Below are 24,448 nucleotides of genomic sequence, written 5' to 3'. Positions count from 1 at the left end.
CAATCGTATGATCAAACAGATCCAGCGAACGGCTTTTGGTTTTCGTAACTATCACCATTTAGTTTCACGGATCAAACTACAACAAATGCGCACCAAACCAAATAAAAAAACAGCGTTAGAAGTTGCCTAACTTCTAACGCTGTAAAATTGGCTATCAACAGGATTTGACAGAGAGCCACTATTTTTAATTACTTAAGCATTAAAAGCATCAGTTAATTGTGGGACAATCTGCTTCTTACGTGAAACAACCCCAGGTAAGGCGATGCGTTTATTGGTTAGTTTAGCAGAAAATGCTTGTTCAACTGGTGCAGTTGGTCCGCCAACCACCAACACATCAGAATCACTATCTAAAATGTTAGTGACCATCAAAACAAACAAGTCATAGCCTTCAGCCTTATTTGCGGCAGTAATGGCAGCTTCAAAATCAGCCTGACGTTTATAGATATCATTAACGTCAACAGTATTGATCTGAGCAACGCGAACTGATTTACCGGCCATCGTAAATGATTTGGCGTCCGCATCAATTAATTCACTCGCAGACTTATCATCAACGTTAGTTCCGGCACGCAACATTTCTAACCCATATTGATTTTCGTCCACACCAGCCAATTTAGCCAATTCTTTTACGGCCTGGCGATCATCGTCGGTAGTCGTTGGGGATTTTAGCAACAACGTATCAGAAATGATTGCTGACAACATTAAACCAGCTAATTGTTTAGGAATAACCACGTCATTTTCATGATATAACTTAGTTAAAATAGTGCTGGTACACCCTACTGGTTCAGCACGATAAAATAAAGGGTTAGCCGTTTCAAAGTTAGCAATTCGATGGTGGTCAACAACCGCAACTACTTGAACGTCCTTAATATCGGCCACGCTCTGCTGGGCCTCGTTGTGATCAACCAACATTACCTGGCTCACTTCTGCAGCTGCAGAGGTGATGACACGAGGTGCTTTTGCATTAAAATGATCTAAAACAAATTTAGTTTCATCATTGGGTTCCCCCAGCGCAACGGCCTCTGTCTCTTTACCCAACTTGTTTTCCAAGTATGAAAATGCCATTGCAGCCACAATAGCGTCAGTATCTGGATTTTGGTGTCCAAAAATTAACTGCTTACTCATTTAACAAAACACTCCTTAGTAATTAAAATATTGAATAATTAATTTATTCCGTAATTGATTTGAGGCGTGAAATATAATCTTCCGTCGCAATATATTGATCAAATCCACTTAAGAAATTAGCAATCCGCGGAATCTGATTCTTTTCTTTGCGGAAAACAAAGGCTAAATCAAAGCGAATGGCCGGATCAAATGGCGCCGACCATAAATTGGCCGTAGCGGCATTAGCCTGAACGTATGAATTCGGTAAGGCCGTGTAAAGCCCAGTAGCGTTGGAGAAACGCATAATCTGATTAGGCGTCGTGAAATGAGCCACACTCTTTGGCGCATCAACCAATTGGTTCTTATAGGCTTCTTTAATAAAGGAATTTAAATAATATTGGCCGGGATAAGTCACCCAATCATTATCAATCGTATCCTTGTACTTAATCTTCTTTCGTTTAGCCAGTTTTTCGTTATGGTGTAAGAAAAGCAGATCTTCACTAATGATTTTTTTAGACTGGTATGGTTTCCAATTTTTAATACTATCATCAGGTAAATACATTACCGCCAAATCAATCTGATTATTTTCAAGTCGTTCCCAAATTTCTTTACGGGTTAACATGTGAAAACTTAGTTCAATTTTGGGATTTTGTTTGTAGTACTTAATTGCAAAATCTTCTAACACACGGTCCTCAATGGAAGCCAATAAACCAATTGAGATTTTACCTTGAGTTGCGCTGGTTGTTTGCTGAATTTCATCCGTCGCCTGATTTAGAAGGTCATAAATTTCGTGCGTTGTTTTCAGCATTGTCCGTCCGGCATCAGATAAATGTAATTTCTTACCAACCGAGTAAAATAATGGCGCGTCAACGGTTCGTTCTAACTTCTTAATTTGCTGGGTTAACGCTGGTTGTGTGATTCCTAAAAGCTGGGCAGCCTGCGTATAGTTCATTGTCTCCGCAAGTTGTAAGAAATAAGTTAACGTTTTAGAAGAAAAGATATTTTCTTGTTTTGTCTTCAATTTGGTCCCTCTTTTCTATAGTGAAATACCTATGACTATCATAATGAATTACATAAATAAAAGCAATTTAAAATGCCTAAAATCCCAATAAAATTTTAAAAAATAGGCTTTTAATATTAGGTCAATGCATAAAACTATTAATAATTGCTAATTCTCGTTATACTAAAATTGAAATACAAGAAAGGGTGATAACGATGTACAAGACAATCTTAGTTCCCACTGATGGTAGTCCTAATGCCAATCATGCAGTTGAGGAGGCCATTCAGCTCGCAAAAGTATTTGGCAGCACACTTTATATTGTTTCAATCGTTAATGACATGCAGTATGTCCCCTATGGCTACGGTTTGACGGTTTCTGGTAACTTACTAGATAACTTAAAAAGCCGGGCAACTGAGCTCCTGGAAGTTGCCGAACAAAGTGCCAAAGAGCAAAATGTTAACGTTAAAACAGTCGTTAAATATGGTGTTCCAAAAAACTTAATTGCCGAGGATTTACCTAAAGAATATAAGGCAGATCTCATTGTTATTGGTAAATCAGGGATTGATGCGCTATCACGCCTCATCCTTGGATCAACAACCGCTTATGTTGTCCGCCACGCGACAACACCACTTTTAGTTGTGACCGATCACGAAGAAAAGTAACTTTCCCCCAAAACAATCTAAGAAATGTTCGGAAACAGTAAAAGACTAGGACAAATGTCCTAGTCTTTTATTGTTTCTTTAATAATTAGGAAAATTTTTGTAATTCGTGTAATCGCTGGTATGCAATAGGCGTTCGGCGTTTTTAACCCGTAATGTCGTTGGTGGTTCAATGCCATCTAAGGGGTACTTAATACCTAGTTCCTCATACTTAGGAACGCCCATTGTGTGGTAAGGTAATATTTCCACTTTATCAACGATTGGTGCGATCGTTTTAATGTAATTACCAATCTGAATCAATTCATAATCATAATCCGTCCGTTGCGGAACTAAGACATGGCGAATCCAAACGTGCTTATCGTGTTCCAGCATATAATCTAACATATCAAAGATATTCTCATTACTCCAACCAGTTAACCGTTTATGCTCCCGGGGATTGATTTGTTTGATATCAACCATTGAAATATCAGTGTATTTCATTAACTCTTCAAACTTACCAAACCACGGTTGTTTGCGGGTGAACGGTTGACCACAGGTATCTAAACAGGTTGTAATACCATCTGCCTTGGCCTTCTTAAACAAATCAAGAATAAAATCAATTTGCAGTAAGGCCTCGCCACCACTAGTTGTGATGCCGCCCTGTGTGCCCCAAAAGGCCCGGTAGCGTTTAGCATCCGCTAACATCTCGTCAGCCGTCACCTCGTCACCTGTTCCAATATTCCAAGTATCTGGATTATGGCAAAATTGGCAACGCATGCGACAACCCTGTAGAAACGCAACGTAACGGATTCCGGGTCCATCAACTGAACCAAACGTTTCGATTGAATGAACGTAACCGATTGGTGCTTTATCTGTAACCGCAGTTGCTGCGGATAAATCTTGTTCATAAATTTTCATAACTGTCACCCCTAGTAAGAAACTACTTTCTAGTAAAGAACACTAAACCTAGATCACGTTTGAAAGTTACTTTTACTAGTGTTTTTCTAGCAATTTTCTAAACACTCGTAGTTTAATGCTCTTTACTAGAAAGTGGATGAAAACTCATCCACTTTCTAACTTTTTAGTTACATCGCTTCAAAGTACGTCCGTGAAATAACATCATCTTGTTGTTCTTTCGTTAAATCGGCGAAGTAGACACAGTAGCCGGAAACCCGAACGGTTAAGGTTGGGTACTTTTCAGGATGAGCCTGAGCGTCACGTAATGTATCACGATTAAAGACATTGATGTTCAAATGCATGCCCTTATTTTCCATGTAACCATCAACCATGTTAACTAAGGTATCCTTTTGGCCTTCAACATCGTTACCAAGTGTACGTGGTGTTACCCCAAATGTATTTGAGATACCATCAGTTGCGTATTTATATGGTAATTTAGCAGTTGACATTAATGAAGCTAAGGCCCCATTCTTTTCGGCGCCATAGGCTGGGTTAGCACCGGGTGAGAATGGTTCGCCGGCTTGGCGGCCATTTGGTGTTGTACCAGTATTCTTACCATAAACAACGTTAGATGTAATGGTGAGAACTGATGTTGATAATTTGGCATCATGGTATAAATGATGCGTGTTCATCTTGTTATAGAATTGTTTGATCAAATCTTTACCAATTTGATCCGCACGATCATCATTATTACCATAACGTGGGTAATCATCATTGTCAGCCTTGAAGTCAACTGCAATCCCAGCTTCATTACGGATAATCTTAACGTGGCCGTACTTAATTGCGGAGATCGAATCAATGGCGTGTGACAAACCAGAAATACCAGTTGCAAAAGTATAATCAAGGCGCGTGTTCTTAAGTGCCAATTCTTCAGCTTCATAGTCATATTTGTCATGCATATAGTGAATGGCATTCAAAGCGTTAACGTAAACGTCGGCTAACCAATCTGTCTGAACGCTAAACTTACGCATGAATTCATCATAATCAATGTAATCACTTGTAATTGGTTCAGCGTTGGGGCCAACTTGTGCGCCAGCAAGTTCATCAACACCACCATTAATGGCGTAAAGAACTGCCTTAGCAAGATTGGCACGAGCACCAAAGAATTGAACACCATCAGCAACAGGTTGTGCGGAAACACAGCAAGCAATGCCATAATAGTCTGTTCCCCATTGGTCACGTAATAATTCATCGTTTTCATATTGAATCGTTGAGCTATCAATTGAAACTTCAGAAGCATAACGTTTAAAGCCATCTGGTAAGCGTTTGTCCCAAAGTAAGGTGATATTTGGTTCTGGTGCGGCGCCCATGTTCTCTAAGGTCTTCAAAACACGGAATGAAGTCTTAGAAACATGATGACGACCGTCCATGCCAACACCGGCCATTGATAAGGTAGCCCAAATTGGATCACCAGAGAACAGATCATTATAGTCAGGTGTCCGAATGAAACGAACCAAACGTAATTTCATAACGAATTGATCAATTAATTCTTGCGCGTCCTTCTCGGAGATTAAGCCTTTATCAAGATCACGCTGGATGAAAATATCCATGAAGGCATCAATTCGGCCAACGGACATTGCAGCACCGTTTTGGGTCTTGATTGCGGCTAAATAACCAAAGTATAACCATTGAACGGCTTCCTGTGCGTTAGCGGCTGGCCGTGAAATATCATAACCATAGCTAGCGGCCATTTCCTTCATGTTAGTTAAGGCACGAATTTGTTCGCTAACTTGTTCACGTAATCTAAGTACAGAATCAGTCATCTCACCGTCGCCTAAATTAGCACCATCGGCCATCTTGTCTTCAATTAAACGGTCGATCCCATATAAGGCAACCCGTGGTAAATCAGGAATAATGCGGCCACGCCCATAAGCATCAGGTAAACCAGTTACGATCTTGTAATGGCGCGCCTTGCGCATATCTGGTGTATAAACATCAAAAACACCTTGATTATGTGTTTTACGCCATTCAGAAAAGATTTTGTGCATTTCTGGATCCGGTTTATAACCATAAGCTTCCAGCGCATCTTCTGCCATTCTAATACCACCATAGGGCATAAAGGCACGTTTTAACGGTTTGTCAGTTTGTAAACCAACAATTTTTTCTAGATCTTTTTCAATATAACCTGCTTTATGTGAAGTTAAGGTAGCTGGAACCTTTGTGTCTGCGTCTAAGACACCACCAGCCTCACGTTCCTTTTGCTTCAATGCGATAACTTTATTATTTAACGTTGTTGTTGCTTCAGTCGGGCCTTCCAAGAAGCTTTCGTCACCATCATATTGGGTCAAGTTTTGCTGGATAAAATCACGAACATCAATTTCACCCTGCCAGTCACCTGCAGTGAAACCATCCCAATAATTCTGTGTTGTTTCGGTTTTAAGTTCTTTCATACTTTGTACCTCCCTAGTGAATTCTAACAAACTTTGTGTAACAGTTTTCATAAGTTAGTATAACATAGCCGTTGTTCTTTGCAAGCCCTTTCTTTATTATACTATCAATATCTAGACCGATTTATCTTATTTTGTTCTCCAACAAACTGTTATGTGGCCTTAAATTCATTTAAGTACGAAGAATACGCTCGCTGTACTATATTAATCGGTTACACTGTTATATTTGAAAATGGTACAGTCTGTATTACTTTTATAACAGAAATTATTTATTGAGTAAAGAAATAGCCTTTTTCCGCAAAAAAAGAAGTTATTTTACAAATTAAACTTGCAAAATAACTTCTGATCAATCTTTTTGAAGAGAACAAGATATTACTCTTGTGGCTCAATTTCAGTTTCAACTACTGGATAAGCCAAAACAGGGATGCCATCTTTAACGGTATCAATCACGAAAGAGCCGTTAGAATAGCGATCGGCAAGTGGGTGTTCACCCATTGTTAAAGTGAACTTCTTTCGGGTTGTTGTCTGGACAATTAACACCTTATCTTTTGGTGCCGTTGTCATGATTTGAACCCGGTGTGGATTACGTTTTAATTCACGAAGTAACAACATTCCCCGGCGAGCGCGAGTTGTCTTTGTAATTTCTTGAGCGTTCATTCGTTTTAAAGCACCACGTTGCGTAATGATCACCACGGGAGTTGCCTCATCAGGTGAAACTAAGGCCAAATTCACCACCGAATCATCATCTTTCAAGGCCATTGACTTGGCTCCGCTTGCCTTAGCGCCTGTTACCGGAACTTCACTTAAGGCGTAACGCAGTCCGTAACCGTGCTGACTGGCCAGAAAAACATCGAGGTTAGTCTCCGGTAAAACGTAAATAACGTCAGTAACGTCGGTCGAACTTGCTTTTAATTTAATTGCTTGTGCCGCACGTGTTTTGTAGGTTCGCGTTGGTGCGAAATCCTTGAATGGTGTTTGCTTAATGTAACCATCCGTCGTTGCCAATACAAAGTAACCAGGTTGCTGAAGATCGGAGAAAGCAAAAGTTTGGATTATCTCTTCGTCGGCGTCCAACCCAATCGTCTGTGAAATGTGTTCGCCAGTATCCTTCCAGCGAACATCAGCCAGTTCATAAACCGTTCGGTAAATAAAGTTTCCCTTATTAGTGAACAACCAGAGATGATCTAACGTACTGCAAACTTGTTGAAAAATTAAAAAGTCATCTTCCTTAAGCCCATTATCATCATTGGTCGTTGAATTATACGAACGTAGACTGCTACGCTTCAAATAACCATCATGACTTACAGCAACGATAACATCCTCTTCTGGAACTAAAACCTTAGTATCGATTTTAATATTCTCTATCTCAGCTTGAATTTCACTTAAACGCTTCGTGCCATAATCCTTCTTAATTTGGCGTAATTCTTTTTTCAAAACCTTTGCCAATTCACTTGGATCATTTAGAATTTGCTGACAATTTTTGATAATTTCGGCCAAGTTTGCTTGTTCCCTGCGTAAAGCCGTAATATCCGTATTCGTTAAGCGGTACAGTTGCAACGAAACAATGGCTTCGGCCTGAGCATCCGTGAACGCAAAAGAGGTCACCAAATTATCTTTGGCATTCTTTTTATTTTCACTTTGGCGAATTACCTTAATAACTTGGTCCAGAATTGACAGAGCCTTAATTAATCCGAGGACAATGTGTTGCCGCGTTTGTGCCTTCTTCAAATCAAATTGGGTCCGCTTCGTAATAACATTACGTTGGTGTGCCAGATAAGCCTCTAAAATTGGTTTTAGTCCCAGTTGTTCAGGCCGTTGTTTATTAATCGCAACCATATTGAAGTTATACGTAATTTGTAAATCAGTATTCTTCAATAAATAATTTAAAATTCCCTGTCCGTCGGCATTTTTCTTAAGTTCGACCACAACGGTCATCCCCCGCCGATCACTTTCATCTCGAACCTCAGAAATACCATCGACTTTTTTCAATAGCCGGATTTCGTCAATTCGTTTAACTAAGACTGCTTTATTAACTTCATATGGTAGTTCACTGACCACAATCTGTTGACGGCCACCACGTAATTCCTGAAAGCTGGTTTTCGAGCGAACAACAATCCGTCCTTTTCCCGTTTCGTAGGCCTGCCGAATACCGTCTAGCCCTTGAATAATGCCACCAGTAGGGAAATCTGGCCCCTTGACGTAGGTCATTAGTTTATCCAATGAGGCCTGGGGGTTATCGATTAAGTAAATTAATGCATCAATAACTTCAGTCAAATTATGCGGTGGAATTTCTGTTGCGTAGCCGGCAGAGATGCCGGATGCCCCATTGACCAATAAATTAGGAAAACGTGCTGGCAAAACAGTTGGTTCTTCTTCGGTATCATCAAAATTTAGCACCCAATCAACGGTGTCTTTATCGATATCTTTTAATAACTCACCGGCTATTTTACTAAGTCGTGCCTCAGTATAACGCATTGCGGCCGGTGAATCACCATCCATTGAGCCATTATTACCGTGCATATCAATTAACGGTGCCCGGAGTTTCCAATCCTGACTTAAGCGGACCATCGCCTCGTAAATACTTGAATCACCATGGGGGTGAAAATTACCCATAACGTTCCCCACTGATTTAGCCGATTTACGGAAGCCCTTATCATAAGTATTGCCGTCTTGATTCATTGCGTAAAGAATTCGTCGCTGAACCGGCTTTAGGCCATCCCGAATATCTGGTAGGGCACGTTCTTGAATAATGTACTTGGCATACCGTCCAAAACGATCACTCATAACCTCTTCAAGCGTTAGTTCTTGAATGTTTTCTTGGTTTTCACTCATTAAATTTCACCACTCACTTTATTTACCTTTATCAAATAAATCGATCTCTTTTTCAGCCGCCTTAACCGATCCGGAATGGCCGGCCGTCTTTGTCTCCAGAATACTGCCTTCTTCTTCCATTGAAAATTCAACGTTCTTTTCAATCCATTTCCGGCGGGGGGTAACCTTATCACCCATCAAAGTGGTCACCCTGCGTTCGGCCAAAGCAGCGTCATCAATCCGAACACGAATTAACGTCCGCGTTGCCGGGTCCATCGTAGTTTCCCACAATTGATCAGCATTCATTTCGCCAAGACCCTTAAAGCGCTGCAAATTAAAGCCCTTACCAAAGATTTTAGTTTGGGCCGCCAGTTCCTCATCGGTCCACGCGTAACTCATTTTAAGGCTCTTACCACTACCTTTTTGCAACTTATAAAGTGGTGGTAAGGCAATATAAACGCGGCCGGCCTCGATTAACGGCTTCATGTAACGGTAAAAGAAGGTCAACAGTAAGATTTGAATATGGGCACCATCGGTATCCGCATCGGTCATAATGATGACTTTGTTGTAATTACTATCCGCAACGTTAAATTCCGGTCCAACACCGGCACCAATCGTATAAATCATCGTGCTAATTTCTTCGTTCTTTAAAATATCATCCATTTTGGCCTTTTGCGTATTAATGACCTTACCCCGTAATGGTAAGATCGCCTGAAATTTACGATCACGGCCTTGTTTGGCCGAACCGCCGGCGGAATCACCTTCGACTAGGTATAGTTCATTGCGTTTACTATTGCGCGATTGGGCTGGTGTTAGTTTGCCGGATAATAGGCGCTCGGTTTTTTTCTTACGCTTACCATTTCGACTATCATCCCGGGCCTTACGGGCGGCCTGCCGGGCATCACGGGCCTTGATGGCCTTTTTAACCATCATTTGACCAAAATCGCCATTTTCAAGTAGGTAATAGGCCAACTTTTCACCAATGACATTATCAACGGCGGCTCGGGCCTGCGGTGTCCCTAATTTACCCTTAGTTTGGCCTTCAAACTGCAAAATTTCTTCGGGAACCCGAATTGAAATAATGGCCGCCAAGCCTTCACGAACATCAGAGCCTTCTAAGTTCTTATCTTTTTCCTTTAACAAATTCATCTTCCGGGCGTAATCGTTGAAGGACCGGGTTAAGGCCGTCTTCATACCCGCCTCATGGGTTCCGCCGTCATTGGTGCGCACGTTATTAACAAAAGATAAGATGTTTTCGGAATAGCCGTCGTTATACTGGCCGGCAAACTCAACGTAAATACCATCCTTAGTTCCGGTGAAATCCATAATTGGCCCTAAGACATCCTTATCTTCGTTTAGGTAACCAACAAATTCTTTAATACCTTCTTCATAATGAAAAATTTCCTGTTGACCCTCGCCACGCTCATCCGTAAAAGTGAATTTAACCCCACGCAACAAATAAGCCGACTCACGAATTCGTTCCGCCAACGTTGCAAAATTAAAGTTGATCGTCGTAAAAATCGTGGCATCGGGCCTAAAGGTAATCGTTGTTCCGTTTGGTTCCCGGGTTTTACCCAATTTTTTCAATGTACCTACTGGTTGACCACCATTATGAAACTTCTCCTGAAACTTTTGACCATCGCGAACAACTGTCGCCGTCAAAGTTTCGGACAAGGCGTTAACCACACTAGAACCGACACCATGTAACCCACCAGAAGTTTTATAGCCACCTTGACCAAACTTACCGCCGGCGTGAAGCACGGTTAGAATGACTTCAATCGTGGGAATACCAGAAGAATGCATCCCGGTTGGCATTCCCCGACCAAAATCCCGAACGGTAACGCTATTATCCGCGTGGATTGTAATATCAATCTCTTTACCAAAACCCGCTAATGCTTCATCAACGGCGTTATCCACAATTTCATAAACCAAATGGTGGAGACCTTTGCTGTCCGTGGAGCCAATGTACATACCTGGCCGCTTACGAACGGCTTCCAAACCCTGAAGCACTTGAATTGATGAATCATCATAGGTTACTTTTTGCTGTTTCATTCAAAAAACTCCTTGATTTTTAAAATTATACTGGCAACTTAAAGTTATGTTTCCGTGAAAATGACTGTTACAATAATCACGTAACAGTCATTCTCAAAGTAAACTAACTATCAAATTTTTAATTTATAGTGTTAAGTCACTATCATACCTTATTAAATTAATGCTAAAAAGTCAAAAAGGGAACGTATATTCGATAATCTATTTTAACACATTTTTTACGCCATGTTTGGCGAAACGAGCCAAAACATGCTAAAATACACTAAGTTTCTCACTATCTTAGTAACGACATTGAGGGGGACTCCGTCGTGACTTTAAAAATAATTATCATGTTTGTATTAGCCTACCTACTTGGTTCAATTCCTTCTGGTTTATGGGTCGGGCAACTTTTTTTTCATAAGGATATTCGCAAACTTGGCAGCGGCAATATTGGAACCACCAACACGTTCCGCGTCCTTGGTAAAAAAGCAGGCATTGTCGTTTTATTTATGGATATGCTGAAAGGAACTCTAGCGGCCTGTCTACCGTATTTCTTTCAAAGCTTCAGTCACCCACTGTTTAATCCGCTGATTGTCGGTGTGGCCGCTGTTATTGGCCATTCGTTTTCGATTTTCAATCACTTTCATGGTGGAAAGGCAGTTGCGACAAGTGCCGGCATGGTTCTAGGGTATAATCCATTATTCTTTGCTTTAAGCTGGCTCGTCTTTGGTAGCCTAGTTTACTTCACCCGCATGGTCAGCGTGGCCAGCACGCTGGGGATGATTATTTTAGTCATACTATCTTTATTCTTCCACGACAGTGTCTTAACCATTGTTGCGGCAATCTTAATGGTCTTTATCATTTATTTACACCGCGACAATCTTAAACGAATTAAAAATGGAACGGAAAGTAAGGTGCCATTTGGCTTTCACTACCACAAACCGAAATAAATATGATCACTAAAACGGTCAAAAATAAAAATAGGGATTGCGGCAAAATCAACTTTTTGCTGCAACCTCTATTTTTATTTAAAATGCTCGTTGTTGGTGAACCGTAATCATAAATTTACCGTTAAAGGTTTCATTAGCCGCCAAATGGTTAATGCCCATTTTTTCAGTTAATTCACCACTAGCCGCAATATTATCGGCAATTCCCCACCACGGTTCAATGCAGACAACGTTACCCGTGACCGGATACGGTGACCAAATTCCCGTGTAAGGCGCATTAGGAACGGTGACTGAAATTGCGGATTTGTTTTGATCATTTTTTAGCGTAAACGTATTTTCCTGATGTAATTCATAAATTAAAGCATCATTTTTAAATAGCTCATGGCTAAGATCGTGATCTGTATCAGTAGACGCTAACGTCTTATGTTCGGCGTCGTTATAGGCACCCTGCAAAGGAATCTGCACGCGAGTTTTCTTTGGATCATAACTGATGTAGTAATCCTCAAATGCCGTATCGGACGTTAAGGGGATCTGAAAGCCAGGGTGTCCACCCACTGAGAAGTAAAGATCGTTAGTTGTTGGATTATGAACCTGGTACCCCACGATTAGCTGATTATCCAATAATTGATAATTAACGGTTAATTCAAAAGCAAAGGGAAATACCTGCCGCGTTTGCTCGTCATCCGTTAATTGTAAGCTAACACTAGCCGCCTTTTGTTCAACCACTGTAAAATCCTTATCCCGGGCAAAACCATGTTGCGTCATGTGATAAGTCTTACCTTGATAACGATATTCATCGTTTTTTAAGCGACCAACAATGGGAAATAAAATTGGTGCGTGGCGGCCCCAAGCTTTGGGATCAGCCTGCCAAATGGCCTCATTACCAGAATCCTTTGAAATAAGGCTGATTAGCTCGGCACCATGTTCCTTAAACGTTGCCTTCAAAAACTCATTTTCAATACTTACTGTCATTGTGTGCTCCCCCTTGGGCCGTGTTTGCAAACTAGGCCTGCTGGTATTTTTCTAATTATTTTAATGGAAACGTGTTCGAAAAAGCAGCTTCCTGCGGTGACCGAAACGAATTGAGTCGCCAGCGTCAGCGAGGCCAGTAATATTCCTAATTGCGAAGTAGAATCTAACCACTTTTCCAAACACTCCCTGCTACAAAATGTAACGGCTTAAATCAGTATCCGCCACAATATCACCGATTTTATCGTTGACGTATTGCTCTGTAATCGTGATCTCGCCCATTTCCATATCTGGGCCTTCATATAAAATATCCTCAAGTAATTTCTCTAAAATTGTGTGCAAACGCCGGGCACCAATATTTTCCGTTTCGTGATTAACTTGATAGGCAATCGCAGCAATCCGCTCAATGGCTTCTTTGGTAAAAGTCGTGTGGATATTATCGGTCCCAATTAGGGCCATGTATTGCTTAATTAAGGCATTATTTGGTTCCGTCAAAATGCGTACGAAATCTTTAGTTGATAAATCGTCTAACTCAACCCGAATTGGAAAACGACCTTGTAATTCAGCAATTAAATCGCTGGGTTTGCTGTCCGAAAAGGCCCCAGAAGCAATGAATAAGACATGGTCCGTGTTAATCGTGCCGTATTTAGTCGTAATCGCCGAACCTTCAACAATGGGCAGAATATCCCGCTGAACACCTTCACGGGATACTTCACCACTATTTTTTTGACCAGTTGCTGCAATTTTATCAATTTCATCAATAAAAATAATGCCCGTATTTTCCGCACGTTGAATCGCTGCGTGATAAATATCCGCCGCATTCACTAATTTTTCGGATTCTTCCCGAATAAAGACTTCCCGGGCTTCTTTAACGGTTACAGTCCGACTAATTTTCCGCTTTGGTGTTAATGCACCTAAGGTTTCGGATAAATCGATCCCCATTTGGCCCATCATATTATTATTCATCGCAACGGCCTGCTTAGGATCATCCATTTCAATCGTGACTTCACGGTTTTCTAACAAACCGCGATCTAATTGTTCCTTGACGGAAAGGCGTTGATCACGAACGTCATCCGTGACTTCCTCGTTATTTTCCGGTGTTGTAGTTGGATTTTGGCCATTTTGCATTGCCGTAAAAGCACTCATTAAATTTTGAAATTGATTCGTTTGGTTCTGTTCCTTTTTAACTCCGGGAACCAGTAATTTGACCAAATGTTTATCGGCCTCGCGAGCGGCCTCACTGCGAACGGTTTTGTACTGTTCGTCCTTTTCCATTTCAATCGCAACGTCGAGTAAATCCCGAACCATTGATTCAACATCGCGGCCAACGTAGCCCACTTCAGTAAACTTAGTTGCCTCAACTTTGACGAATGGCGCCGAGACAATCTTAGCCAAACGCCGGGCAATTTCGGTTTTACCAACCCCAGTCGGTCCGATCATTAACATGTTCTTCGGGGTGATTTCTTCTTGCATCCCCTTAGAAAGCTGCATGCGCCGGTACCGATTACGTAATGCGACTGCAATTGCCTTTTTAGCGTCATTCTGGCCAATCACGTATTCATCTAATGCTTGAACAATTTGTTTGGGTGTTTTTTCAATTTCTTGCATAATTAAACCTCACTTTTATAATTCTTCGCTAATAATGTGGTGATTGGTAAAAATATCAATGTCGCCAGCAATTCCAATTGCCGTTTCAGCAATTTCTTTTGCGGACATATCCTTTGCGTGAACAGTTAAGGCCTTAGCGGCGGCCAAGGCGTAGTTACCACCTGAACCAATGGCCAAAATATTATCATCTGGTTCAATCACTTCACCACTACCAGAAACCAGTAGTAATTGGTCTTTATTTATAACAATTAACAGTGCTTCCAACTTCTGTAAGGTTTGGTCGGAGCGCCATTCTTGGGCGAGCTTAACTGCCGCCCGGGTTAAATTACCACTGTATTCGTTTAACTTTTTTTCAAACCGATCTTCTAAATTAAACGCATCGGCAACACTGCCGGCAAAACCGACAACGACTTCATTATTGTAAATTCGGCGCACTTTTCTAGCGGTACCCTTCATAATGACACTTTCGCCCATGGTCACCTGACCATCGCCAGCCATTGCAAGGTGACCGTTATGTTTAACTGCACAAATCGTAGTTGCTTCAAATTTTGGTGCTGTCATTTTATTAACTCCTTTAAACTCTCTTATTTGGCGCGGGGAAAATATTTCCGGTAATCTTGCTGTAAATGCTCAGTTGTCACGTGAGTATAAATCTGCGTCGTCGATAAACTACTATGCCCCAGTAATTCCTGTACCGTCCGCAGATCAGCACCATTGTTTAGCAAATGGGTCGCAAACGTATGGCGCAACATATGCGGGTGAATATCCGCCGTTAAACTACTTTTTTTAATAATTTGGTTCAATATATACTCAATTCCGGTGGCCGTCAATTTCTTACCGTAATGATTAACGAACACGTAATCATGTTCAACGTGGTACTTTGCCATTAGTGGCGTGCGGCAATCGGTTAAATAGCTGTCTAACGCCATCGCCGCAAATTGGCCAAAGGGCACGTAACGATCCTTATTGCCTTTACCATGAATTAACATCAGGCCCAGGTCAAAATCAACGTTGGTCAAAGTGAGATTGACGCACTCACTCACCCGAATTCCGGTGGCGTACAAAACTTCTAATAGCGCCGAATTACGTAGGTCCAACGGTTGATCACCCTTGGCGGCAGCAAACAAGGCCGTCATTTCTTTTTCGTAAAAGAATTGAGGTAAGTGAGCATTATGCCGTTTTAATTGGACGGTTTCAAAGGGATTTTCCGCCACTAAATCATTTCTAACGAGGTAATTATAAAATGAACGCAGACTAGAAATCTTTCTTGAAACTGAGTTACGGCTATATTTAACTTCATATAAGTGGCTCAGATAGGTCCTTACATCAAATAATTTTATCGCTTTCAGTGAAGTCACGCCACCATTTGATTTCAAAAAATCAATAAAGGCCAAAATATCTTCCTTATAGGCCTTAATCGTTTCTGGACTGTAACGCCGATCAACTTCTAAATACTGAATGAATAAGTCCAGCCAGCTTAATTCAAGCAAAAAAATCCCTCCAACCTGATTACATTAACTGTAGCATACAGGTTGGCGGATTTAAATGTTGGACCTTTAAAGTTTTTGTGAAAATTCGGCTAAGGTTGCTAAGGAACGATCAGCCAGTGTTTGGTTACGTAATTTTTTGTCGCGAATTTTATTAGGTAGTGCTTTAAAAATCCCGAAATTAGCGTTCATTGGTTGAAAATGTTTGGCGGACGCATGAGTAATATAATGTGCCATTGCCCCCATGGCCGTCTCCGTTGGAAAAGTCAGTAATTCCTGGTCATTGGCAAAGCGGGCGGCATTAATGCCTGCAACCAAACCACTAGCGACACTTTCAACGTAGCCCTCAACGCCAGTCATTTGACCAGCGAAGAAAAGATCTTGCCGACGTTTAGACTGATAAGTTGGTTCCAACAAATCAGGTGATTTCATAAATGTATTACGGTGCATCACACCATAACGGACAAACTCGGCCTGTTCTAACCCAGGGATTAACCGGAAAACACGCTTTTGCTCGCCCCATTTTAAATGGGTTTGAAAACCGACAATGTTGTACAGGCTGCCAGCAGCGTTATCCTGCCGTAGTTGAACAACTGCGTAAGGCATTTTACCAGTCTTGGGATCTTCCAAACCAACTGGCTTAAGGGGGCCAAACAACATGGTTTTAATGCCCCTTTTAGCCATAACCTCAATTGGCATACAGCCTTCAAAGAATTTTTCCTTTTCAAAGCTGTGGGTTTCAGCCGTTTCTGCGGTCACTAACGCTTCATAAAAAGTCTCGAATTCGTCTTTGGTCATCGGGCAATTTAAGTAGGCAGCCGCACCTTTATCGTAACGGGATTTCAAATAGACTTTGTCAAAATCAATCGAGTCCTGATTTAAGATGGGCGCCGCTGCGTCGTAAAAATAAAGGCTATCACTATCATTCAAAGCCTGAATTTGCTTGGCCAAAGACTCTGAGGTTAAAGGACCCGTAGCGACAACCGTTGGGCCTGCAGGAAATTCAGTGACTTCCTCAGCATGAACCGTGACGTTGGGCAAATGCTTGATTTTAGCCGTGATCTGTTCGGAAAAAGGTCCCCGGTCAACGGCTAAGGCACCACCGGCTGGTACTGCATTAGCATCGGCTGAAGCTAAAACAACTGAATCCAAGCGGCGCATTTCTTCTTTAAGTAAACCAACCGCATTAGTTATCTGATTGGCCCGCAAAGAATTGGTACAAACCAGCTCGGCAAAGTCACCTGTATGGTGCGCCGGCGTTAGCTTAACCGGACGCATTTCGTATAAATCAACGTGCAGGCCACGCTTTGCTATTTGCCAAACTGCTTCACTACCAGCAAGCCCAGCACCAATCACATTAACACTTGGGGATGTTGTCATCTTAGAACCTCATTTCTATTTTTGAACGGCTTCTTCATAATCACCGTTTGGACAAATAACTTGTTTGCCGCCTTTAATTTTCTTTTCAACTAAGTAATGACCGTCTTTCGGACAATCACGCCCAACTGGCTTATCCCAAGTCACAAAATCGCACTCAGGATAACGACTGCAACCATAGAAAATTCGGTTTTTCTTTGATTTACGTTCGACAACTTGACCCTTATGGCAGGTCGGACAAACAACGCCGATTTCTTTGACGATGGCCTTGGTATTACGGCAATCAGGGAAACGACTGCAGGCGTAGAACTTACCGTAACGGCCTAATTTGATGACCATTGGTGCGCCACAAATATCACAGTTAAAGCCCGCTAATTCGTCCTTGATTTGAACTTTTTCAATCTTAGATTCGGCGGAAGTGACCTCTTTTTCAAATGGTTGGTAAAATTCATCCACCACCTTAATCCACTTCGTCTTGCCTTCTTCAATGCTATCCAAATCATTTTCTAAACCAGCAGTAAAATCAATGTTAACAATATCGGGGAAGAATTCGACAATAATCTTATTAACAATTTCACCTAATTCAGTTGGTTCAAAACGTTTGGTGATCAACCTGACGTAATAACGCCGTTGAATCGTTTCAATTGTTGGTGCGTAGGTTGATGGTCGGCCAACACCGTTTTCTTCCAAAGTTTTAATCAAGGTTGCTTCAGAATAACGTGCCGGTGGCTGGGTAAAATGCTGATTGGGATCATTTTTAACTAATTTAACGTGGTCGCCTTCAACTAAATCAGGCAGCATATTATCTTTTTTATCCTGATTACCAGGTGCATCATAAACCTTAGTGAAACCAGCAAACTTCATCTTAGAGCCATTTGCCCGGTAGGTGACACCATTTTGCTCGATGGTAACGGCCATCGTATCTAAAATAGCCGGTGTCATTTGACTGGCCAAAAAACGTGACCAGACTAACTTATACAGCTTCATCTGATCTTTATTCAAAACGCCCTCTAAGCTCTTTGGTGTCCGCTTAACTGACGAAGGCCGAATCGCTTCATGGGCATCTTGGGCGCCCTCTGGATTCTTGGTTTTACGAATCTTCAGGGCCGCGTATTCTTCACCATAGTTAGCGTGTAAAAACTCACTGGCCTCATGGCGGGCAATATGCGAAACTCGAGTGGAATCAGTTCGCATATAGGTAATTAAACCAACACTGCCTTGACGACCACCCAAATTAATGCCTTCATACAGCTGCTGAGCCACCATCATCGTTTTCCGGGTCCGGAAATTCAAACGCCGAACTGCTTCTTGTTGCAGTGAACTGGTTGTAAATGGTGCTTGGGGAAAACGTTTGCGCTCCCGCTTAGTTACTTTGGTAATGTCAAAATTAGCTCTCGGTTTAATCCGCTGTAAGATATCCTTGGCAGCATCCTCATTACTTAAAGCTAACTTTTTACCGTTTAAACCGTAGAAACTGGCGTCAAATTTATACGTGCCTTTTTTGAACTGTGAATCAATCGTCCAGTATTCTTCGGGCTTAAACGCCTTAATTTCGTTTTCTCGATCAATAATTATTTTCAGTGCAATTGATTGGACGCGGCCGGCACTTAGGCCTTTTTTAACCTTTTTCCACAATAGCGGTGAAATTGAATAGCCAACTAGGCGATCCATAATTCGCCGTGCCTGCTGGGCGTCAACTAGGTCCATATCAATGCTACGGGGTTCCTTAAAGGCATTTTTGACGGTGTCTTTAGTAATCTCGTTAAAAGTTACCCGATTTTTATCCTTTGGGTCTAAACCTAAAATATGGGAAACGTGCCAGGCAATGGCCTCACCTTCACGATCAGGATCAGATGCTAGGTAGACGCGCTCCGCTTTTTTAGCGTATTTTTTTAAATTTTTAATGGTATCGCCTTTACCGCGAATAGAGATGTAGTGTGGTTCGTAATCATTTTCAACGTCCACACCCATTTTACTTTTTGGTAAATCACGAATATGGCCGAGGCTGGCAACTACTTTATAGTTACGGCCTAAATACTTTTCAATCGTCTTGGCTTTAGACGGTGATTCCACGATCACGAGGTTTTTATAGGCCATGACAATCCCCTTTCGATTCGTCTTTTTTTAACTCAACGAAGTCGCTAAACATCATATGCCATTATTAATAGTTTTGTCAACTTTCAAAAACTTTTTCCTACTATATATACTTAGAAATACTGTAATTCTTCCCAAATATCTCGGGGCGTTAAGGCTGGTTTGGCGCCGGCCAAAATTAATTCATTACACCCAGCAGATAGGGGCGCCGTGATCGAACCGGGAACGGCCAAAACGGAACGATTTTCCTGTAAGGCCAAGTTGGCCGTAATCAGACTACCACTGTGGTGCCGGGCCTCAGTGACACACAAGGCGTGACATAAACCGGCGATAATTCGATTACGCTGGGGAAAATGGTACCGCTCCGGCCGACTTCCTAAGGGGTATTCAGAAAGAACTAGCCCGTTTTGAGCAACTTGAGCCTGTAACTGCGCATTTTGTTTGGGATAATAGGTATCTAACCCAGTGCCGATCACCGCGATTGTTTGCCCGCCGCTGGCCAAGGTCAATTGGTGGGCGTAACCGTCAGCGCCCTGAGCCAAACCACTCATAATTGTGCACCGGACCTTGACTAAACTAGGTAAGAAATTCTTAAGTACTTGCGGCGTATAACTAGTGGCTTGCCGCGCACCAACAATCGCTAAACAAGTGGTCTGTAGTAGCGCGAGATTTCCTTGGTAAAACAGGACAGTTGGCGGTTGATAAGTTTCCCGTAGTCGTTTTGGATAGGCCGCGTCAAAAATTGTCAAATAGTTCTCCCCTTGTTGACAGCAACGAGCTAAGTGCTCCTCCGTTCGAAAATCAGCACTAAAGCGGCTGCGGTTAGCGGTCGTCAACTTAGCCAACGTAGCCAGTTGGGTGGTTTTCAAATGATTACAATCAAAATCCGCAGGTAACTTGGCCAATAATTTTGCCAAGTGGTTTTCGCTGGCCAAACCAATGCCCTGGGCCAAATGTAACTGTAAGAGTAATTCACGTTTTTGCATTCCAAAAAACTCCTTTAACGGGATTTATTAATAATCTACGTAAAGGAGTTCTTAAAGTATTATAAATATTTTTTGACCGGGGCAAAACTTTTCCGGTGCGCTGGCGTAACGCCATATTTAGCAAGACCCGCCAAATGTTTCTGCGTTCCGTAGCCGGCGTTTTGAGCCAGATCATAGCCTGGATAGGCACGGTCATAGGCAATCATTAACCGATCACGAATGACCTTGGCAACGATGCTGGCGGAAGCAATACTGATGCTTTTCGCGTCACCTTTATACATGCTAGTAGCGGGAATGCCAGTGTCCACCTTAACCGCATCGATTAACACATAATCTGGTTGAACGGCCAAATCGCGAATTGCCTGCTGCATCGCCAGTTTAGTTGCCTCAAGAATATTCACTCGGTCAATCACCGCAACATCACTCACGCCAACACTGACTGCCACGGCTGTTTCAAGAATCTGGTTGTACAACTGCACCCGCTTATGGGGCGACAACTGTTTGGAATCATTAACTTCTAGCACGGCGAAATCATGGGGCAAGATCACGGCAGCCGTAACCACAGGACCAGCTAGTGGCCCCCGTCCAACCTCGTCCATACCAGCAATCAGTGGGTACTGCGGCCATAGTTGATCTTCAAAATGACGTTTGCTCAAGAACGTCGCCAGTTGCTGCTTTTGCGCCGCTTGTCGTTTAGCGACCTGCTGCAATAATTGTTGCACACCTTTACGGGGATCAGTTGCCAAGCTGGCCAAATAATCCGCTGAAGGATCCTGCAATAATTTTTCACGAATCGCCTTAATTGATTCCTTAGCCATTAATTTCATCACCTGGCGTGTCTAGGGTGTAGCGACCTAATTTATTTTTACGGATCTCGAGAATCAGGCGTTCACTGGCACGATCAAAATCGTCCTTTAAGCCCATTCTTTGTGTAATTTTAAGCAATAAATCGGCTGTCGATAAATTCAGATCTTCCGGTGCCAAGCGATAACGTTCCAGTAGCAACTGGGGATTGGTTGCCTTAAAGTGATCCAAAGCGTACAAGGCAACGTCGTCCGCGTGGTAAATCGAATCCTTAATCGCACCGGTTAAGGCCAATTTTTTTCCAACCAAGGGATCCTCAAACTTGGGCCACAAAATTCCTGGCGTATCCAGTAACTCCATATTTTTACCGGCCTTCAACCACTGCTGCTTCTTCGTCACCCCAGGACGATCGCCAGTTTGAGCCACATTCTTTTTAACTAAGCGATTTAGGATCGTTGATTTACCAGCATTGGGGATGCCAATGCAAATAGCCCGAATCGGCTTGTTCTTAATGCCACGCTCATGTTGTCGTTTAATTTTATCGTGTAAGATCTGTTGGGCCATCTTTTCAATTTGCTGAACGCCCTTATTGTGCTGGGAATCCAGCGCAATTGCCGGCAGACCATTGGCCGTAAATTCCTTAATCCAAGCGGCCGATTGCACTGGATCAGCCAAATCAGCCTTATTTAAAATCATTAGGCGTGGTTTTTGCTCGATGATCTTATCCAAAATTGGGTTCCGGGATGAATTCGGCGTTCGCGCGTCAACAATCTCTAAAACAATATCAACCAAGTGCAAGTTCTCTTGAACTTGTTTTTTGGCCTTGGCCATGTGCCCGGGGTACCATTGAATTGTTGCCATAGTGTGTAACTCCTTTTTACCAAGGCCTTAAGCACCCTGGTTTTTTTTGTAAATTAAGTAACTTTTGAGTATCTTTTTCTTTTACCCAATTTATTACCTACTTAATGCAATATCGACTAACTGCCACCACCAATTTATTCTGTATGGCATTTTCAAGTGTATAAATTCCATTATCAATTTTTTCTAAATGTTGAGGGGGGCGCGGCCGGGACTAAAACGTCGCCGAAACCAACTTTTTCACCGCTCCCTGTCCGTCAGAACTGAACAACAAATGTGGCGAAAACTGTAGGAAATGGCGTTTTTCTTCCATGTGAACTCATATTTTTCTTCAAAATACATGTTTTATCCTTTTTGAACCACAAAAGGACAAAATAGGGCTTAATTAGCTTGATCTATTTTACCATCATTATGATTATTTTGCTGTAATTCTCAAATAACCACACTGCTTTTAATGGAAAAATCATTCCTGAACTACGAAATTAATTGACTATAAATCCATCATTATAAATGATTCGTTCAAAAGATTATCTATAAAAACAGGCAACCTTTTAAAATCTTTTCTAACCCAAATAAAGAGTGAATCGGTAGAGTCGTAGATTGTATCCAACTCGATAATTCACTCATAAATCAATAATTAAATTCAGGACGGCTAGTTGAAATGCTAACACAAAGATACTTTAGATAGCGGATTTTTTTAACCGCTACTAGGTCCTTTTTATTCAGGTAGAATTTGAAAATAGGGTATTTTTCTAAATGATGTTCCTCTAGTTTACTTTATTTTCGTATCATCCGCATCAGTCAAATAAGAAATCTTCTTCTGGGCATCTAAATCAGATAACCGCTGCTCAAGACTCTTACGGATTTTAGTGTAAGCATCACTTCCCAACGCTATTCGCAAAGGTCCGGCACCACGATCTACACGATGAATGATTTGCTCGGCCATTTTCCCGGGATCACCAACAATTAATCGTTTCATCCGTTCCGCATCCACAGCGGACACTTGTCCCGTTAAGCGGTTCATAAACTTGCCTACTTGCGTATCCTGATAAGCATCCATGGCCTTTCCAACTGAAGCCTTTTTACCAGCAAAATTAGTTCGAATTCCACCAGGTTCCACAATCAAAACTTTAACGCCAAATGGCTCAACCTCTTTTGATAAGGCCTCAAAGGCACCTTCAATTGCCCATTTTGAGGCACTATAAAGCCCCATTGCCGGTTCTGAATATTCTCCCGCCATACTAGCAATTTGAACGATTTGACCATCGTGCTGGTGACGTAAAAATGGCATGACTGCTCTAGCCACCCGCAACGATCCAAATACATTTACCTGAAATAATCGTTGAATTTGTTCATTGCTCACTTCTTCAACCGCACCATATAGACCGTAAGCGGCATTGTTTAAAATAACATCAATCGACCCAAAATCATTAAATGCTTGCCCGACAACTTCACTAATCTGATCTGGATTTGTTAAATCTAACTGATATTGTCGTAGGTGAGGACCGTAATTCTTTTGGATTTGATCTAAGGCACCCATTTTGCGCACCGTTGCAGCAACTTGGTCACCACGTTCCAATAAACGCTTCACTACTTGTGAGGCTAAACCGCCTGTTGCACCAGTAATAAACCATGTTTTCAAATTAAAATTCCTCCGTTTGTTTAGACTCTTGCCAAATAAGGCCAAGGTGTATAATAGCTCAAATACAGTAACAGTCTAGTGATTGAAACCTTACAATTCAATCAAATAAGGGGCTGCTGTTACAAAAGGAGGAAAATTGTTATGGCTAATCAATCCAATAGTGAACAAACCCAACTCACAAAAGAAAGTCTATTTAATGCTTTAATGCAGTTAATGACTTTTACGGATCTCAATGATCTTTCTATTTCAGCGGTTACCCGTAAGGCGGGGGTCTCGCGGATGGCCTTTTACCGACATTACAATATTTTGGAAGATTTGATCTCCGAACACCTTAACGATATTATGGCCGATTATCAGGCACAGCTTAAAAAAGACAAGATTAATAATTACGAACTAAGCTACACTTTTTTTGTTTGTTTTCGGCCGCACCTGCAATTCATTCTCAATCTCCAACGATCACGATTAACTGGAATATTATTTGATAAATTGGTCAGTTTTGTCGTTTCTTTTTCTGAATCCATCGTTTGTGTCGAAGAATGTCCTGGCGAAGTTACGGATTATAATATTCGCTTTGTAGTTGGTGGCTTTTTCAGTACCCTTCTAGCCTGGAGTCAAACGGGAATGAAAGAAAGTGCTGAACAAATGGCAATGCTTGTCAGCGCTGAACTTGCAAAACATATTTCAGGTATCGTGAATTAATGATATTTCTATAGCGTTCGCGAGCTACGTTAATTCAGCGGAAGGGAAAACAGTT

At 41.8% G+C, this 24,448-nt stretch carries 19 protein-coding genes; 3 read left to right on the top strand and 16 right to left on the bottom strand.

Annotated elements, in window-relative coordinates:
* Positions 1-192: 192 nt before the first annotated feature.
* Positions 193-1,122 carry a manganese-dependent inorganic pyrophosphatase gene (locus EKM61_RS04670; RefSeq protein WP_068224200.1) on the bottom strand — a complete coding sequence of 310 codons (930 nt, stop codon included), beginning with the start codon at positions 1,120-1,122 and terminating at the stop codon, positions 193-195.
* Between the two features lie 43 nt (positions 1,123-1,165).
* Complete coding sequence (locus EKM61_RS04665; protein WP_068224198.1) at positions 1,166-2,122, bottom strand: LysR family transcriptional regulator; 957 nt, start codon at positions 2,120-2,122, stop codon at positions 1,166-1,168.
* A 194-nt stretch (positions 2,123-2,316) separates the two neighbouring features.
* On the opposite strand from EKM61_RS04665, the gene EKM61_RS04660 reads away from it, so the two are divergent.
* Positions 2,317-2,763, top strand: coding sequence for a universal stress protein (locus tag EKM61_RS04660; protein ID WP_068224197.1), 447 nt, complete (start codon positions 2,317-2,319; stop codon positions 2,761-2,763).
* A gap of 78 nt (positions 2,764-2,841) precedes the next feature.
* On the opposite strand, the gene pflA is transcribed toward EKM61_RS04660, so the two are convergent.
* The 4 genes from pflA to parE form a co-directional block, all read right to left on the bottom strand.
* Complete coding sequence (pflA, locus tag EKM61_RS04655) at positions 2,842-3,657, bottom strand: pyruvate formate-lyase-activating protein (protein WP_068224194.1); 816 nt, start codon at positions 3,655-3,657, stop codon at positions 2,842-2,844.
* Between the two features lie 167 nt (positions 3,658-3,824).
* Entirely contained in the window at positions 3,825-6,086 is a 2,262-nt protein-coding gene (gene pflB / locus EKM61_RS04650) for a formate C-acetyltransferase (RefSeq protein ID WP_068224192.1), read from the bottom strand.
* A gap of 369 nt (positions 6,087-6,455) precedes the next feature.
* Positions 6,456-8,915, bottom strand: coding sequence for a DNA topoisomerase IV subunit A (parC, locus tag EKM61_RS04645; RefSeq protein WP_068224190.1), 2,460 nt, complete (start codon positions 8,913-8,915; stop codon positions 6,456-6,458).
* Between the two features lie 18 nt (positions 8,916-8,933).
* A complete protein-coding gene (gene parE / locus EKM61_RS04640; protein ID WP_068224188.1) occupies positions 8,934-10,946 on the bottom strand; it encodes a DNA topoisomerase IV subunit B in 2,013 nt (670 codons plus the stop codon).
* A gap of 305 nt (positions 10,947-11,251) precedes the next feature.
* On the opposite strand from parE, the gene plsY reads away from it, so the two are divergent.
* Entirely contained in the window at positions 11,252-11,872 is a 621-nt protein-coding gene (plsY, locus tag EKM61_RS04635; protein ID WP_178378329.1) for a glycerol-3-phosphate 1-O-acyltransferase PlsY, read from the top strand.
* Between the two features lie 78 nt (positions 11,873-11,950).
* Here plsY and EKM61_RS04630 read toward each other — a convergent pair whose 3' ends face one another.
* The 10 genes from EKM61_RS04630 to EKM61_RS04585 form a co-directional block, all read right to left on the bottom strand.
* Entirely contained in the window at positions 11,951-12,841 is an 891-nt protein-coding gene (locus EKM61_RS04630; RefSeq protein ID WP_068224186.1) for an aldose 1-epimerase family protein, read from the bottom strand.
* A gap of 189 nt (positions 12,842-13,030) precedes the next feature.
* Positions 13,031-14,446: an ATP-dependent protease ATPase subunit HslU gene (gene hslU, locus EKM61_RS04625; protein WP_068224176.1), complete on the bottom strand. Its 1,416-nt coding sequence runs from the start codon at positions 14,444-14,446 to the stop codon at positions 13,031-13,033.
* Positions 14,447-14,461: 15 nt separating this feature from the next.
* The gene (hslV, locus tag EKM61_RS04620; protein ID WP_068224173.1) at positions 14,462-15,007 is read right to left on the bottom strand and encodes an HslVU peptidase proteolytic subunit; all 546 of its coding nucleotides are present in this window, start codon (positions 15,005-15,007) and stop codon (positions 14,462-14,464) included.
* Positions 15,008-15,030: 23 nt separating this feature from the next.
* Positions 15,031-15,936 (bottom strand): tyrosine recombinase XerC, encoded by a 906-nt coding sequence (gene xerC / locus EKM61_RS04615; RefSeq protein ID WP_068224171.1) that lies wholly within the window; start codon positions 15,934-15,936, stop codon positions 15,031-15,033.
* 66 nt (positions 15,937-16,002) lie between these two features.
* Positions 16,003-17,313: an FADH(2)-oxidizing methylenetetrahydrofolate--tRNA-(uracil(54)-C(5))-methyltransferase TrmFO gene (gene trmFO, locus EKM61_RS04610; RefSeq protein ID WP_068224168.1), complete on the bottom strand. Its 1,311-nt coding sequence runs from the start codon at positions 17,311-17,313 to the stop codon at positions 16,003-16,005.
* A gap of 15 nt (positions 17,314-17,328) precedes the next feature.
* On the bottom strand, positions 17,329-19,407 hold the full coding sequence (topA, locus tag EKM61_RS04605; RefSeq protein ID WP_068224165.1) for a type I DNA topoisomerase: 2,079 nt from the start codon (positions 19,405-19,407) through the stop codon (positions 17,329-17,331).
* Between the two features lie 110 nt (positions 19,408-19,517).
* Complete coding sequence (dprA, locus tag EKM61_RS04600) at positions 19,518-20,390, bottom strand: DNA-processing protein DprA (RefSeq protein ID WP_068224160.1); 873 nt, start codon at positions 20,388-20,390, stop codon at positions 19,518-19,520.
* A 59-nt stretch (positions 20,391-20,449) separates the two neighbouring features.
* Positions 20,450-21,208 carry a ribonuclease HII gene (locus EKM61_RS04595; protein ID WP_068224157.1) on the bottom strand — a complete coding sequence of 253 codons (759 nt, stop codon included), beginning with the start codon at positions 21,206-21,208 and terminating at the stop codon, positions 20,450-20,452.
* On the bottom strand, positions 21,201-22,055 hold the full coding sequence (ylqF, locus tag EKM61_RS04590; RefSeq protein ID WP_068224154.1) for a ribosome biogenesis GTPase YlqF: 855 nt from the start codon (positions 22,053-22,055) through the stop codon (positions 21,201-21,203). The genes EKM61_RS04595 and ylqF overlap by 8 nt, the downstream gene beginning before the upstream one ends.
* Before the next feature lie 769 nt (positions 22,056-22,824).
* Positions 22,825-23,694: an SDR family oxidoreductase gene (locus EKM61_RS04585; protein WP_068224151.1), complete on the bottom strand. Its 870-nt coding sequence runs from the start codon at positions 23,692-23,694 to the stop codon at positions 22,825-22,827.
* Between the two features lie 141 nt (positions 23,695-23,835).
* On the opposite strand from EKM61_RS04585, the gene EKM61_RS04580 reads away from it, so the two are divergent.
* A complete protein-coding gene (locus EKM61_RS04580; protein ID WP_125636164.1) occupies positions 23,836-24,393 on the top strand; it encodes a TetR/AcrR family transcriptional regulator in 558 nt (185 codons plus the stop codon).
* Positions 24,394-24,448 lie beyond the last annotated feature (55 nt).

The organism is Loigolactobacillus backii (assembly GCF_003946275.1).
In the GTDB taxonomy this organism is placed as follows: Bacteria; Bacillota; Bacilli; order Lactobacillales; family Lactobacillaceae; genus Loigolactobacillus; species Loigolactobacillus backii.
The sequence above is the reverse complement of the archived record's forward strand: the minus strand, read 5'-3'. Positions and strand labels throughout refer to the sequence as shown.